This window comes from Herbaspirillum sp. BH-1 (genome assembly GCF_002870055.1).
Lineage (GTDB): Bacteria > Pseudomonadota > Gammaproteobacteria > Burkholderiales > Burkholderiaceae_D > Herbaspirillum > Herbaspirillum frisingense.
In genome coordinates this window covers 72710-86457 of record NZ_PKOI01000005.1, presented here as the reverse complement: position 1 = coordinate 86457, position 13748 = coordinate 72710, and the positions used below count along the sequence as shown (strand labels likewise).

9 protein-coding genes are annotated in these 13748 nt (G+C 63.7%); 1 reads left to right on the top strand and 8 read right to left on the bottom strand.

Annotation, left to right across the window (positions count from 1 at the left end; all coding sequences use genetic code 11):
• Positions 1-271 precede the first annotated feature (271 nt).
• The 3 genes from HBH1_RS08695 to HBH1_RS08690 all read right to left on the bottom strand — a co-directional run bounded on the left by HBH1_RS08695 (position 272) and on the right by HBH1_RS08690 (position 4841).
• Complete coding sequence (locus tag HBH1_RS08695; RefSeq protein ID WP_102662413.1) at positions 272-4099, bottom strand: hybrid sensor histidine kinase/response regulator; 3828 nt, start codon at positions 4097-4099, stop codon at positions 272-274.
• A gap of 131 nt (positions 4100-4230) precedes the next feature.
• Positions 4231-4374 carry a hypothetical protein gene (locus HBH1_RS25080; RefSeq protein ID WP_158243285.1) on the bottom strand — a complete coding sequence of 48 codons (144 nt, stop codon included), beginning with the start codon at positions 4372-4374 and terminating at the stop codon, positions 4231-4233.
• An 86-nt stretch (positions 4375-4460) separates the two neighbouring features.
• Positions 4461-4841, bottom strand: coding sequence for a hypothetical protein (locus tag HBH1_RS08690; protein WP_102662412.1), 381 nt, complete (start codon positions 4839-4841; stop codon positions 4461-4463).
• Positions 4842-5559: 718 nt separating this feature from the next.
• On the opposite strand from HBH1_RS08690, the gene HBH1_RS08685 reads away from it, so the two are divergent.
• A complete protein-coding gene (locus HBH1_RS08685) occupies positions 5560-7758 on the top strand; it encodes an ATP-binding protein (protein WP_102662411.1) in 2199 nt (732 codons plus the stop codon).
• Positions 7759-7789: 31 nt separating this feature from the next.
• Here HBH1_RS08685 and HBH1_RS08680 read toward each other — a convergent pair whose 3' ends face one another.
• From HBH1_RS08680 to pgi, 5 genes are all read right to left on the bottom strand, one after another.
• Positions 7790-8884, bottom strand: coding sequence for a hybrid sensor histidine kinase/response regulator (locus HBH1_RS08680; RefSeq protein ID WP_102662410.1), 1095 nt, complete (start codon positions 8882-8884; stop codon positions 7790-7792).
• Positions 8881-9351 (bottom strand): response regulator, encoded by a 471-nt coding sequence (locus tag HBH1_RS08675; protein ID WP_102662409.1) that lies wholly within the window; start codon positions 9349-9351, stop codon positions 8881-8883. Before HBH1_RS08675 ends, HBH1_RS08680 begins: the two co-directional genes overlap by 4 nt.
• Before the next feature lie 43 nt (positions 9352-9394).
• Positions 9395-11002: a sensor histidine kinase gene (locus tag HBH1_RS08670; RefSeq protein WP_102662408.1), complete on the bottom strand. Its 1608-nt coding sequence runs from the start codon at positions 11000-11002 to the stop codon at positions 9395-9397.
• Positions 11003-11272: 270 nt separating this feature from the next.
• On the bottom strand, positions 11273-11842 hold the full coding sequence (locus HBH1_RS08665; protein ID WP_102662407.1) for a hypothetical protein: 570 nt from the start codon (positions 11840-11842) through the stop codon (positions 11273-11275).
• Positions 11843-11887: 45 nt separating this feature from the next.
• Positions 11888-13591 carry a glucose-6-phosphate isomerase gene (pgi, locus tag HBH1_RS08660; RefSeq protein ID WP_102662406.1) on the bottom strand — a complete coding sequence of 568 codons (1704 nt, stop codon included), beginning with the start codon at positions 13589-13591 and terminating at the stop codon, positions 11888-11890.
• Positions 13592-13748: the final 157 nt, after the last annotated feature.

The window sequence follows — 13748 nt, the reverse complement described above, 5'->3', positions numbered from 1 at the left end:
CAGGCGCTCGTACGGCAATCCCGAAGAGCATGGAGTCAAAACTTTACCTGCACTGCCAAATCAAAATTTATGAACGATAATTATTCTTATTTATTTTATGCAATGTGAGGAAAAAAAGATAGCACCCGCCCGTAGAGCTTGGCCACGGCGAAGCTGTCCAGACCTCCAGAAAATAAAACGGCTGTCGGTTCATTGAACCCACAGCCGCAAATCTGCGCATCGATATTGAATATAGTGACAATAAGGCAGCAATCCTGCGTTCACATAGACATCAAGCCGACGCAATCTTCGTCAATATCTCCTGCAACTGATCGATATCGTATGGCTTGGGCAGCGAATGCGACGGGAAGCCCACGTTGCGTGCCACCATCGCGCCGTAGCCGGAGGCGAAGATCACCGACATCGTCGGGAACCGCTCCAGCGCGCGCTTGGCCAGTTCCACCCCCGTGATACCCGGCAGATTCACATCGGTGAAGAGCACGTCGAACGGCTGTTCTTCCAGGGCCTGCAGCGCGTCTTCGCCGCTGGCCACGCCGCGCGCCTGATGGCCCAGGGTCTCCAGCAACTCACAGACCAGCTGCTGAGAGTCGATGTTGTCTTCCACCACCAGCAGGCGTAGTCCGCTGACGGCCTGTGCGGGCTCATCGGCGCCCTGCGAAGTCACGCTGCCCGCCACGCCGACGCTGCCACCGGCAGCGAGGCCACCCGTGCCATAAGCCTCCTGGGACAGTGGCTGCTCGGTCGCATCAGCCTGGTGGTGGCGTTCGGCCACCGGCAAGACGTGGATGGTGGCCGAGGCCGTGGCGAGGTCACGCTCCCGGCTGGCCTTGGCCAGTTCGATGCGATACGCCCGGTTGGACAGCATGTGCCGGATCCGTTGCGCCAACTGGTTGATGCGGTAGGGCTTGGAGAGCAATTCCACGCCGGCATCCAGTCGTCCTTCGTGGACGATGGCATCGCGCGGATAGCCGGAGGTAAACAGGATTTCGATTTCGGGCAGCAACTGACGCGCCTGCCGCGCCAGTTCGGTGACCGGCACGCTGCCCGGCATCACCACGTCGGTGAACATCATGTCCACCGTGATGCCGCTCTGCAGGATGGCCAAGGCCCGTTCGCCGTTGTCGGCCTTGAGCACGCGATAGCCCAGGGACGAGAGCGTGTCGATGACCGTGAGCTGCAGGTTGGGATCGTCCTCGACCACCAGGATGGTCTCGTCGCCCCCTCGCACCTGCAGGTCGCGGCTGTCGTCGACGACCACCTCGTCCTCGATGCAACGCGGGAAGTAGATGCGGATGGTCGTGCCCTTGCCCGGTTCGCTGTGCAGGCTGATATGCCCCTTGCTCTGCTTGACGAAGCCATATGCCATCGACAGCCCCAGCCCGGTGCCCTCGCCTTCGCGCTTGGTGGTGAAGAAGGGTTCGAAGGCGCGCTCGCGCACCTCCGGTGACATGCCGGCACCGTTGTCGGAAATCTGCAGCTCGACGTAGTCGCCTGCGGCCAGGTCGGCCTGTGACAGGAATGCCGGATCGGTCAGTTGTACGTTATCGATCTGCAATGTCAGGCGGCCGCCATTGGGCATGGCGTCGCGCGCATTGATGGCGGTGTTGATGATCAGGTTCTCGACCTGGTTGGGGTCGAGCATGCTGTTCCACAGCTCATGCGTGACCACCGTGGAAATCTCGATGTTCTCGCCCACGGCGCGGCGCAGCAGATCGTCCATGTTCTGCACCACCCGTTCCAGGTTGATGCTGCGCGGCTGCAGCGGTTGCCGGCGGGCGAAGGCCAGCAACTGCGAGGACAGCTTGGCCCCGCGATCGACCGCGCCGATGGCGGTGCGGATGCGCTGCCGGCTGCGATCATCCTGGCGGGGGTCGCCCTGCAGCAATTGCAGGTTGCCGCCGATGATCTGCAGCACATTGTTGAAGTCGTGCGCCACCCCGCCGGTGAGTTGGCCCACGGCTTCCATCTTCTGCATCTGACGCAGGGCGGCCTCGGCGCGGGTGCGCTCGATGATCTCGGCGACCACGCGTTGCTCCAGGGTGTCGTTGAGTTCGCGCAGGGCATCTTCGGCGCGGCGGCGTTCGGTGATGTCGGTGGAGACCGCGATCATGGCCTGCGGGCGGCCCTCGCCGTCGACGATGCGGCTGATGTCGCTGGAGACCCAGAAGGTCGAACCGTCCGGACGCAGGTAGCGTTTTTCCAGGGTGAAGGAGCGGCCATCCTCGATGCAGCGGTTGAACAGGGACATGTTCATCGGCACGTCATCCGGATGGGTGACGTCGGCCAGGGTCATGTGCAGCATCTCGTCTTCAGTGCGCCCGAGCATGCGGCACAGGGCCTGGTTCACGCGCAAGTAGTTGCCGTGCAGGTCCAGCTCGGAGAAGCAGACCGAGGCCTGGTTGAAGATGGCCGTCAGGCGGCTCTCGCTCCACGACAAGGCCTGCAGGCCACGACGCCGCTCGGTCAGATCGATGAAGGTGCACAGCGCCCCTTGCAGCTTGCCGTCCTGCCACACCGGATGCGCCTGGTATTGCGCCGGGAAGCTGCTGCCATCCACGCGCAGGAAGTCCTCGTTGTCGATATGGGCCGTGATGCCTTCACGCGCCGCCTTGAGCACCGCGCATTCGGCACGGCTGACCGGCTCGTCCTGTTGCGGGACCAGAATCACTTCATGGATGGATCGTCCCAGCACGTCCTTCTCGCTGGCATAGCCCAGCATCTGCAGGAAGGCGGCATTGCACAGGGTGACCGTGCCATCGCAGTCGATGGAGAAGAAACCCTGATCGGTGGAATCGAGCAGCTGGCGCACGAAGGCGTTGTTGGCCCGCACGCTGGCCTCAGAGGCGGCCAGCGCCTGTTCCATCAGCTTGCGCGAGGTGACATCGAACACCACGCCCACATAACGCGCACCGGCGCGCGGATCGTCCTGCACCACCTCGCCCTTGCGCGCCAGCCAGCGCTGCTCGCCGTCGGGGCGGGTGATGTGGTATTCGGTGTATTCGAGCGGATTGCGCGGGCCGCTCTCACGGATACGCACCGTCCCCAGGTTGGGATGAAACTCTTCATCGATCATGTCCACCAGCTGCTGCGAGGTCACCTCGCCTTCCGGCGCGACACCCCACAGGCGGCGGAAACGGTCTGACACCGCCAGCTTGCCGGAACCAGGAAACCACTCGAAGATGCCAATCCCACCGGCGCGGTCGACGATGCGCAGCCGCTCCTCGGCGACATGGAGATCAGTGACATCATTGCCTTCGATGAAGATGCCCGCCACCCGGCCGTCACTGCCCTTGATGGGCTGGAACACGAAGTCCAGCACCGCCCCGGCGAAGCCGCCTTCCTCCGAGCGCCGCAGGAACAAGCGGGCGCCACGTTCGGTATAGGCTTGCCCGGTCTGATAGACGCGGTCCAGCAGCGCGAAGAGGTTTTCATCCAGCAGTTCGGGCAAGGCCTCGCGCGCCGGCAGCCCCAGCACCGGACGGTCGCCGAAGAGCTTGAAATAGGCGTCATTGACGCGCTCGAATACGTGCTGTGGCCCGCGCACCACGGCCTTGAAGCTGGGCGACTGCTCCATCAGGTCGCGCAGCAGGTCGGTATGGGCCAGCGCTGCATCCAGTCCACTGGCCCGGTGCAGGGAACACAGTACACCGGCCACCGGGTCGTCACCTGCTTCCCCCTTCTCATCCCATACCGGCAGGCAGGAGAAATCCCATTGGTTGCCGGTGGATATCGCCTGGTTGTCATCGTGGAACAAGGGCAGACGGCACAGCTGCTGTTGCTGGCCGGCGAACGCGGCCTCGATGGCGGATTCGCAGCGACCGCTGGCGCCGGTCCACATAGGCGAACCCGCCAGCGCAGCGCCGAACGCGGCCGGGTGGGCCGCGCCGATACAGGCGGCAAATGCATCGTTGTAGAGCATGTGACGGCCGGCACCCCACACCAGCAGACTGGGCGTGGGCGAACGCAGTGCGATATTGAGGGTGGTCCGCAGCGTGGGCGACCATTGGGTCGGCGCGCCCAGGGGGCTGGCGCTCCAATCGGTTGCTGCGACGATTTGCGCGGTCAGGCCAGTTGCGCGCAACCAAGAAATTTCTGCCATGTCGTGAAACTTACCTTTATGAGCACCGAGGTCGGTCGCGTGGATGACGGCGTTGCGCGATCACGTCGCGCCGTCCTTGCCCACGGGTCCCTTCATTGTTGTTCGCATCCGTTTCGAGCGGGGGCGCTTGCTCACAGCAATCTCGATAGTGCTGCAAGCTCGATGATGTCGATCATGCGCCCCTGCATGACGCGCACGATTATACGGGAAGCCCGCGCCCGCTCGCGCTGCCGTCTCACGCCGCGGGCAACGGCGCATGCGACCAGGAGCCACATGGCGTCTGCATTTGCGGTGAGCTTCCGTTTTTCCTACATGAAGTCGCGTCAGGCACCTACAGGGTACGGCGCCCGGCCTCAGCGTATCAGCCGGCTTTCTTCTTCAGCGCACGTTCTTCGCGTAGCAGGCGATTCAACTCGGCCAGTTCCTGAACCGCTTCCTGGGTCAGGATCACCGGCTCGTTGGGTCGGTAGGCGCGGCCGCCCAGGCGACCGTTCATGCCGATGTAGGCGCGCGCGCAACGCCGGCGATAGGCCAGGATGTCCTCCTCGCCGTGCAGCGGTTCACCCGCCGTATCCTGCTGCTGTACGTGCTGTACGGGCTCGGCAAAAGTGCTTGGGCGCTCGTCCTCGGTTTCACCGGGGTGCCCGGCCTGGGTCGAGATGTGGTTGCGATAAGCGGTCCAGTCGCCCTGCTGGATGGCGACGAGAGGATCGCAAGGATGGGTGGAATCAGACTTGTCCATGAGGCTACCCTGCTCAAAGATCCGACGCAGGCCGACTGCGCCGGGCTGGTTGCAACGTCAGCTTGCCATTGTCCGCATCGGTTCCGGCGGGTGCCAGCGGCTTGGCCGGACCGATACAGCGTTCGATTTCTTCCCGGTATGTCATCGACAGCATACTGGTTCGCTCCCTGTTGTAACCCCGGCTCAGCACACTATCGACGACTTCATTGTAGCCATGTCACGCAAAACTGGAAGAGCCTGACAGCACCTCCTGATGTGATTTGACGCATCCTCACGAAGTCTCAGCACCTGAACCGGGCAATCTTTTCCCGTGTGGCATCTTCCGGCGCCAAAGCACCGATACGCCACCGATATGCCGCGTTGTTTCTGCGAGTTTGTGCTGATCTTAAGAGCCTGCACGGATGAGTTCTATCGGACTGTTCCCGATTGCCTTGTAGGACAAAGTGGAAATTCCGGCGGCCGGCGAGACTGGGCGGATCGGGCGGTGGCTGGCCTCTGCGATTAAATTCACCTGCAGAGTGCACCAAATGCAGGACCACGCCTATAATTGGCATTTCCCGAAAACAAGGGCCGTACCGCCGCGCTGGACGACAGCTGGAACAGCGCGGAATGAAAAGGTGCGTTGCCGACTTTGGGCCGCCTCCAACTTGCGTTCGTCTCCAGATGTGCGCGACCGCAATTCGACACCCTGTTTCCACAGGCATCGGGAAAGCAGTACATGAGCAACCCGTACCACGAAAATCGCCGACGATCGGTCGACCTGAGCAACTGCGACCGGGAGCCGATCCACATCCCCGGTTCCATCCAGAGCCACGGCGCCCTGCTGTGCTTCACGCCGGATGGCCGCCTCGCTTCGCGCAGCGCCAACGCCGATGCCCTGCTTGGCGCGCTGCCCGCGCCAGGTGCGCCCCTGGGAGAACACCACCTGGATGCCGGCGCGCGCGCAGTGATCCACAGCGCGCTGGAAGACAAGCATGGCTATGTCGATTCGCGCATGATCACCCTGCCGTCCGGCGCCTTCGATCTGGTGACCCACAAGTCCGAGGGCGTGCTGATCGCCGAATTCGAGAAACGCCCGGCCGATGCGCTGTCGCTGGACGCCTTCGCCCTGGCGGCGCACCAGGCCATCCAGCGCATCCAGCGCCAGCAAGGCGTGGAAGACCTGCTGACCCTGGCCGTGGACGAAATCGCCCGCATCACCGGATTCGACCGGGTGATGGCCTACCGCTTCCTGCATGACGATAGCGGCGAGGTCGTTGCCGAGCACAAGCGCGAAGACCTCGAACCCTTCCTCGGCCAGCGCTATCCGGCCAGCGACATCCCGGCCCAGGCGCGACGCCTGTACGTGATCAACCCGATCCGCCTGATCGCCGATGTCAAGGCGCCCACGGTGGCGCTGGAGCCTGATCTCAACCCTACGACCGGGCGGCCGCAGGACCTCAGTCACAGCATGCTGCGCAGCGTCTCGCCGGTACACATCGAATACCTGAGCAACATGGGCGTGGGCGCCTCGATGAGCCTGTCCATCGTCATCGGCGACCGGCTGTGGGGGCTCATTGCCTGCCATCACATGAGCGCCCACCTGGTGCCGCACGCGGTGCGCATGTCCTGCCAGTTGCTGGCGCAGTTCGTCAGCGCCCTGGTCGAGCGCAACCTCAATGGCGAGCGCGCCCGGGCGCTGGAATACAGTACCGCCCTGCGGCGCGAGATCGTAGCCCGCATCACCGACCGCGAAGACATCGTGCTGGCCCTGGCCAGTGAACACGAGGGCTTCCTGCGCCTGATGAACAGCCATGGCGGCGCCATCTCGATGGACCGCAAGACCCAGGTCTTCGGCAAGGCGCCGTCACGCGAAGCGGTCAACGCCTTGATCAACTGGCTCAATGAGAACGAACCCGGCGACCTGTTCTACACCAGCGCGCTGGGTGCCGATGCCCCGGCGCTCAAGCAGGCGCTGGGTGACATCTGCGGTGTGCTGGCCGTGCGCTTCTACCGCGAACAGGACGGCTATGCCTTCTGGTTCCGCAGCGAACAGGTGGAAGACGTACGCTGGGGTGGCAATCCCGAAAAGAAATACAGCATCGGCCCGCTCGGCCCACGACTCACGCCACGCGGCTCCTTCGCGGTATGGAAGGAAACCGTGCGCGGCAAGAGCCTGCCCTGGGTCAAGACCGAACTGGAAGTGGCCGGCCAGCTGCGCCTGGATTTCCAGGAAGTGGCCTTGTCCAACGAAAACATGGTCAAGCGCGCCCGCGAGACCCTGCTGGCCACGCTGGGCCATGACCTGCGCGATCCGCTGCAAGCCATCATGATGGCTGCCCGCATGATCGAGGTGCGCGAGCACTCGCCCTCCAGCTCCAACCTGAGCAAGCGCATCTCGTCCTCTTCCAGCCGCATGCACCGGCTGATTTCGCAGGTACTCGACATCAGCCGCCTGCAAAGCGGCATGGGTCTGGATATCCAGCGTCGTCCGGTGGACGTGCGCAAGATGGCGATGGAAATCGTCAACGAGGCGCGCATGGCCTATCCCGACAATGAAATCATCCTGGAAGCCGAAGACTGCGGTGAGATCGGCCTCGATGGTGACCGCATCAGTCAGGTGGTCTCCAACCTGCTGTCCAACACGCGCCACCATGGCGAAATCGGCAAGCCGTCCACGCTGATCGTATTCCGCCGCGACGCGCTGCTGACCATCTCGGTCTCCAACTACGGCGCCCCGATACCGACGGCCGTGCGTGACAATCTCTTCAAGCCCTACAAGAAGGAATCGATGGGCAACCAGCGCAATGCGCGCGGCCTGGGACTGGGCCTGTACATCGTCAGCGAGATCGTCAATGGCCACGGTGGCCGCATCACCGTAGACTGCGACAACAACATCATCACCTTCACCGTCACCATTCCGGCGCCGGCAGACTGAAGAAGGCGCCGACCACCATCGGCGAGATGGCTTAAGCCGGGGTGGCCATCGGCAGCGTCAGCACAAATCGCACTGCGGGGCCAAGACCTTCCGCGTGCATGCGCCCTTCGTGTAATTCCGCCAGCTGACGGGCAATGGCCAGCGACAATCCTGACGCAACGCCGCTCTCACCCGCAAGGTCGACCTCGACATCGTCATCGCCAACACGCTCCGGCGCATTGGCCTGATCGGCGTCGATCAAGGCCTGCCCCAGCTCCAGCTCTACCTGGCCACCCGTCTGACGCAGGATCACCTGCACGCGCCCTTGCGGCGGCGTAGAGCGGATGACGTGCGTCAGCAGGTTCCCCACCACCTGCTGCAGCCGCGCAGGATCCCCCAGGATCGGCGCTGGCGTATCGACTACCGTATGAATGCGGATCTGCCTGGCATCGGCCACCGCGTGTACCGCCGCAATCGACTGGTCGACCACGCGGACCATGTCCACCGGCTGCATGTCCACGTGCAGCTTGCCGGCCATGAGGCGGCTCAGTTCCAGCAACTGCTCCACCCGCTGCGCCTGCAGGCGGGCATTGCGCTCGATGACTTCCAGCCCCTTGCGTACCTGCTGGCCATCGGTGGCATCGCGCAGCAGATACTGCGTCCAGCCGATGATGGTATTCAAGGGGGCACGGAATTCCTGCGCCAGCGTGGCCACGAATTCTTCCCGCACGTGGGCCATGCGCTCGGTCTCGGCAAGACGCTGCAGCGCCTGCTGCTGGAGCAGGCGTTCCACTGCGGCCGGCAGATAGTCCAGATAATCGCTGGTCTTGGGCAGCACGTCGGCCACCCCCGTGCGCAGCGCCTCGATGATGAGCGCATCGTCGGACACGCCCGATACCATGATGGCCGGAATGTCCAGCCCCGATGCACGCAGCTGTCGAAAAAAATCCAGACCGGTGTCGAGCGCCTGCAGGTGATAGTCGACGATGAGCAGGTCCGGTCGCTCCTGCTGCACCGCCGCCAGGGCGCTGACAGCATCGGCCGTGGCGGTCACGCGATGTCCTTGCTTGCGCAGTACCCGGGTCGCCAATGCCAGCAGCCCGTCGTCATCCTCCAGTACCAGTACGTGGGCGGGGATGGCGCTCATCGTGACCCGTTCTCGCCTCGATCCGCAACACGACCCGCCAGGGGCAGCTTGACTACCTGCAGGAAAAAGCCCAGCCGGCGCACCGCCTCGATGAAGTCGTCATATTCCACCGGCTTGGTGATGTAGACATTGCAGCCGGTCTCGTAGCAGTGGGCGATCTCGCGGGGGTCATCGGTGGTGGTGAGCATGATGACCGGGATGGCCGCGGTGGAGGCCTCCTGCTTCATCCGTCGCAGCACCTCTACGCCATTCACGCGCGGCATGTTCACGTCCAGTAGCACTACCAGCTGTTGCGATTCACCCTGCGACTGATCGTCACCATAGAAATAGTCCAGCGCCTCCTGACCATCACGCAAGCGCGTAAAACCGTTGACCAGGCCGGCGCGCCGCAGGTTCTTCTCCACCAGGAGCGCATGGCCGTCATCGTCTTCGACCAGCAGGATATTGACGCTTTGTTCCGTGTTCATGCCACTCTCCCTGTGATGTTTGCCCGCCGGCCGCGGCCCTCGTTCATGCCGCCACCGGCGGACGCGCCGGCAGGGCCACATAGAAGCAGCTGCCCTGCCCCTCCACCGATTCCACCCAGATGCGACCGCCGTGGCGCTCCACCACGCGCTTGACCAGTGCCAGGCCGATGCCTTCGCCTGGCGCGGCGTTGCCATGCAGACGCTGGAAGGCAATGAACATCTTGTCCAGATAGGCCGTTGGAATGCCCATGCCGTTGTCGCGCACGCAGTAGGTCACCAGGCTGGGCGCGGCGGCGATGTTGTCGGTACGGCGCACGTGGTCGATGGTGATATGCCCCTGGCGCGACGGATCAAGGTAATTGACGGCATTGCCCACCAGGTTGCCCAGCACCTGCTCCACCGAGGTCGGGTCGCCGAAGGCCGGCGGCAGATCGGCCGCGATCTCCACCTGCGCCCCCTTGGCGCGAATGCTGCCGCTCATGGCCGCGACGATGCGCTGTGCAATGGCGTGCATGTCCAGCATCACCGGCTGGTATTCGACCCGGCCGGCACGCGAGAGGCGCAACATGGCATCGATGATCCCGGCCGAACGCGTGACCGCGTTCTGGATGAAGCGCAGCGAGGTGTGGATGTCCTCTTCGACCAGTGCCTTGAGGCGCTGCTTGTCCGCCGCCGGCAGCGCCAGTTGTTCGACCTCGACCAGCAGCTCACGGGTGGTGTGGGTGATTTCCTTGCTGAAGCCCTGCAGGTTCACCAGCGGCGAGCGCAGGTCATGCGACACGCTGTAGATGAACATTTCATTGTCCTGGGTCTGCTGGCGCAGGTCGGCATTGACATCGGCCAGCTCGCGTGCGCGCTGTTCCAGTTCGGTGCGGTAGCCCTGGGCCTGGCGCGAGGCCTCGTTGAGACGCTCGCTACTGCGATGCAGGGCATCATCGAGCTGGCAGATCTCGTCATTGCCACCCACCCGCGCCGCCAGCGGCTGGCCGTCGGACAGGCGCTGGGCATTGTTGATGAGCACCGAGATACGGCTGCCGATGTTGCGCGTAAAAGCCAGCGAGGCCAGTCCCGCAGTGACGATGGAGCCCAGCACCGCCGCGATCAGCAACGCGGTCTGGGAATTGCGCGCCGACTGCAGTAGCGCCGTGCGCTGCTGGCCCAGGCTGCGCTCCTGCTCGACAAAGCCATCCATCCGGTTCAGGAAGTCCGAGAGCCGGTGCGGCCCTTCCTCGTCACGCAGTTCGCGGATCAGTGCATCGCGCTGCCCGCGTTGCATGCGCTCGCGGGCCGTATCGGCCCAGCTGCGATAACGCGCGATGCTATCGTGCAGCGCCCGCACGGCGGTCGTTTGTTGGGGATTGTCGGCCACCAGCCGGACCAGCTCGCCGGTCTTGACCTCCAGATCGGCCCACATCTCGGGCCGACTGATCGGCTCGGACTGGTTCAGGAGGATGGCATTGCGGATGCGGGCCGATTCCAGCAGCATCGGCTGCCGCACCTCGGCCGCCTGGTTGATCACCTGCGCCGAATGCGCGGCCCAGCGCTCGGCCTGCTCCGCATCGTCCTGTGATTTGAACAGCGCCCCCAGCAGCAGTAGCTCAAACAGGCTGGGGATGGCAACGATCAACAAGCCCTTGGTCAATAATCTCATGTGCGTTCGTCCGCTTCATGATCATTCTCACGGCGCAGCTGCCTTCCATCGCAGCGCCCCCTCTTGGCGTTTCTTATTGTTCTGTCGTACGCCCGCCCGCTGAATTTCTGGTAATCAATTATTACGCCCAATTATAGACTTATAAAGTCATAAACTCATCAACTCTCAACGGCAGTGTGCATGACCGGGATCGCACTCTGTGTCGTCAGGAAGACAAAAGGCCCGACAGCATGCTGTCGGGCCTGGCCCTGATCCTGTCGCGGCACTGCGTCAGCCGACGCCACCCTGCACCCACTGCGGTGCAATCAAAGGATCGAAGTCGATCCAGTCACCATCGCGAATCTGGCCTTCCGCGCGCTCCAGATCAGTACCCTGCAGGTCTTGCAGCACCCTCATGGCGCGTTGTTCGAGGGCGAAATCAGCGGAATCGACGACATCTGCAGATTCGTCCAGCTGCACCGCCACCAGCATGCCTGCCACGCGACGCGGCACCGGATCGTCGTCGGTGGCACTGAGACTGCCCACCAGACCGCCCAGGTGGCCACCCACCAGCCCACCCAGCACCGGTCCCAAGGGACCAGCCACGGGCGCGGCGGCCACCCCGGCAACCGCCCCGGCGCCGGCACCCGCGGCCACGCCGGCCGCCGCACCTTTATCCGTCTCTTCGGCGCCGGGCGACTTGTCCCGATCGCCGCCCACGGCGAAACGATCATGCTGCCCGGCCGGGTTGACGAAGAAACTGCTGATGCGCTCACGGGCGAAGCCGGCATCGACCAGCGCCTTGACGGCACGCGCCGCCTCGTCCTGCAATTCAAATCGTGCGGCGATGATGCTGCCCATGGTGTCTCCTCCTTGATCCCTGCGGCGCAAGCTGGCCGCTTCGCTTCATTTGGATGGATCGCTAGCGACAGTGCCGCCCTGGCAAGCGCGATAGCGCCGGATCAAGGCATTGGTGGAACTGTCGTGATGCAGCGGCTGCCCGTGATCGATCAGCTCGCGCGCCGTGCGCTTGGCCAGCTGCTTGCCCAGCTCCACACCCCATTGGTCGAAGGAATCGATATTCCAGATCACACCCTGGGTAAAGACGCTGTGTTCGTACAACGCAATCAGGCTGCCCAGGCTATAGGGTGTCAACTGCTCGATGAGCATGCTGTTGCTGGGACGGTTGCCGGGGAAGACCCGGTGCGGCACCAGTTCTTCGGGCGTGCCCTCTTCGCGCACGCGCTGCACGGTCTTGCCGAAGGCCAGCGCCTCGGCCTGGGCGAACATGTTGGCCATCAGCAGTTCCTGTTGCTGCCCCAGCGCCTGCGCGGGTTGGCAAAAGCCGATGAAGTCGCACGGCACCATCTGCGTTCCCTGATGCAGCATCTGGTAGAAGGAGTGCTGCCCATTGATGCCGTTATCGCCCCAATACACCGGCGAGGTCTGGTAATCCACCGGCTCGCCGTGCAGGGTCACCTGCTTGCCGTTGCTCTCCATGGTCAGCTGTTGCAGGTAGGCCGGCAGGCGCTTGAGATACTGGCTATACGGCAGCACTGCCTGGCTGCGGGCATCGAAGAAATTGCCATACCAGACCGTGAGCATGCCCAGGATGGCCGGCAGGTTCTGCTCCAGCGGCGCGGTGCGGAAATGTTCATCCATGGCGTGCATGCCGGCCAGCATGTCGCGGAAGTGCTGCGGTCCGATGGCGATCATGGTCGACAGGCCGATGGCGCTGCTCATCGAATAACGGCCACCGACCCAGTCCCAGAAGCCGAACATGTTGCGCTCATCGATACCGAAGCGGCTGGCTTCCTCGATATTGGTGGTCACGCCCACAAAGTGCCTGACCACTGCCGCCTCGTCGCCCAATTGCTGGACCAGCCATTGGCGCGCGGCCTGGGCATTGGTCATGGTTTCCAGGGTAGTGAAGGTCTTGGAGCAGACGATGAAAAGCGTCTCCTCCGCCGGCAAGCCGCGCACCGTTTCCAGCAGTGCCGCCGCGTCGACGTCGGAGAGGAAGTGCAGCGACAGGTCGCGCTGGCTGTAGTGGCGCAGGGCCTCGTGCGCCATCATCGGCCCCAAATCTGACCCACCGATACCGATGTTGACCACATGGCGGATCGGCCGACCGGTATGTCCGGTCCAGGCGCCGCTGCGCACCTGCTCGGCAAACACCTCCATGCGCGCCAGGACGTCCTGCACCTGCGCGATCACGTCTTCACCCTCTACCACCAGCCGCTCCGACGCCGGCTTGCGCAGGGCCGTGTGCAGTACGGCGCGCTGCTCGGTGGCATTGATGCGGTCACCCCGGAACATAGCCTCCACCCGATCCTGCAGGCCGCACTGGCGCGCCAGCTGCATCAGCAGGGTCATGGTTTCGGTGGTGACGAGATTCTTGGAATAGTCGAGATAGATACCGGCCGCTTCGGCGATCAGGGTTTCGCCGCGCCGGGGGTCGGCGGCGAATAGGCGTTCCAGGCGGAAGTGGCGGGCACTGTATTGGTGGTGCTCCTGCAGGGCGATCCAGGCGCGCTTCTCGGTCAGCGACTCGCGCTGGCTATAGGCGAACAGCGGCAGTTGAAGATCGGCGGCGGGCAACTTGGTCATGCGGACTCCTTGAGCGGGATGGCAGCGCCAGCGGACTTGCCGGACGGCATGCCGGATCGCTCGATGATAAGGGCCGACCTGTTCTGAAGGGCATAGGACGGCGGCACATTCGCTTGTAGGAAACGAGGAATCCACGCTCCTTGTTTTGCTTGGCTGC

What these genes read in the sequence shown, in the direction of transcription:
- HBH1_RS08695 (WP_102662413.1), bottom strand. Translation starts at nt 4,099, where the DNA reads ATGGCAGAAATTTCTTGGTTGCGCGCAACTGGCCTGACCGCGCAAATC.
- HBH1_RS25080 (WP_158243285.1), bottom strand. Translation starts at nt 4,374, where the DNA reads ATGTGGCTCCTGGTCGCATGCGCCGTTGCCCGCGGCGTGAGACGGCAG.
- HBH1_RS08690 (WP_102662412.1), bottom strand. Translation starts at nt 4,841, where the DNA reads ATGGACAAGTCTGATTCCACCCATCCTTGCGATCCTCTCGTCGCCATC.
- HBH1_RS08685 (WP_102662411.1), top strand. Translation starts at nt 5,560, where the DNA reads ATGAGCAACCCGTACCACGAAAATCGCCGACGATCGGTCGACCTGAGC.
- HBH1_RS08680 (WP_102662410.1), bottom strand. Translation starts at nt 8,884, where the DNA reads ATGAGCGCCATCCCCGCCCACGTACTGGTACTGGAGGATGACGACGGG.
- HBH1_RS08675 (WP_102662409.1), bottom strand. Translation starts at nt 9,351, where the DNA reads ATGAACACGGAACAAAGCGTCAATATCCTGCTGGTCGAAGACGATGAC.
- HBH1_RS08670 (WP_102662408.1), bottom strand. Translation starts at nt 11,002, where the DNA reads ATGAGATTATTGACCAAGGGCTTGTTGATCGTTGCCATCCCCAGCCTG.
- HBH1_RS08665 (WP_102662407.1), bottom strand. Translation starts at nt 11,842, where the DNA reads ATGGGCAGCATCATCGCCGCACGATTTGAATTGCAGGACGAGGCGGCG.
- pgi (WP_102662406.1), bottom strand. Translation starts at nt 13,591, where the DNA reads ATGACCAAGTTGCCCGCCGCCGATCTTCAACTGCCGCTGTTCGCCTAT.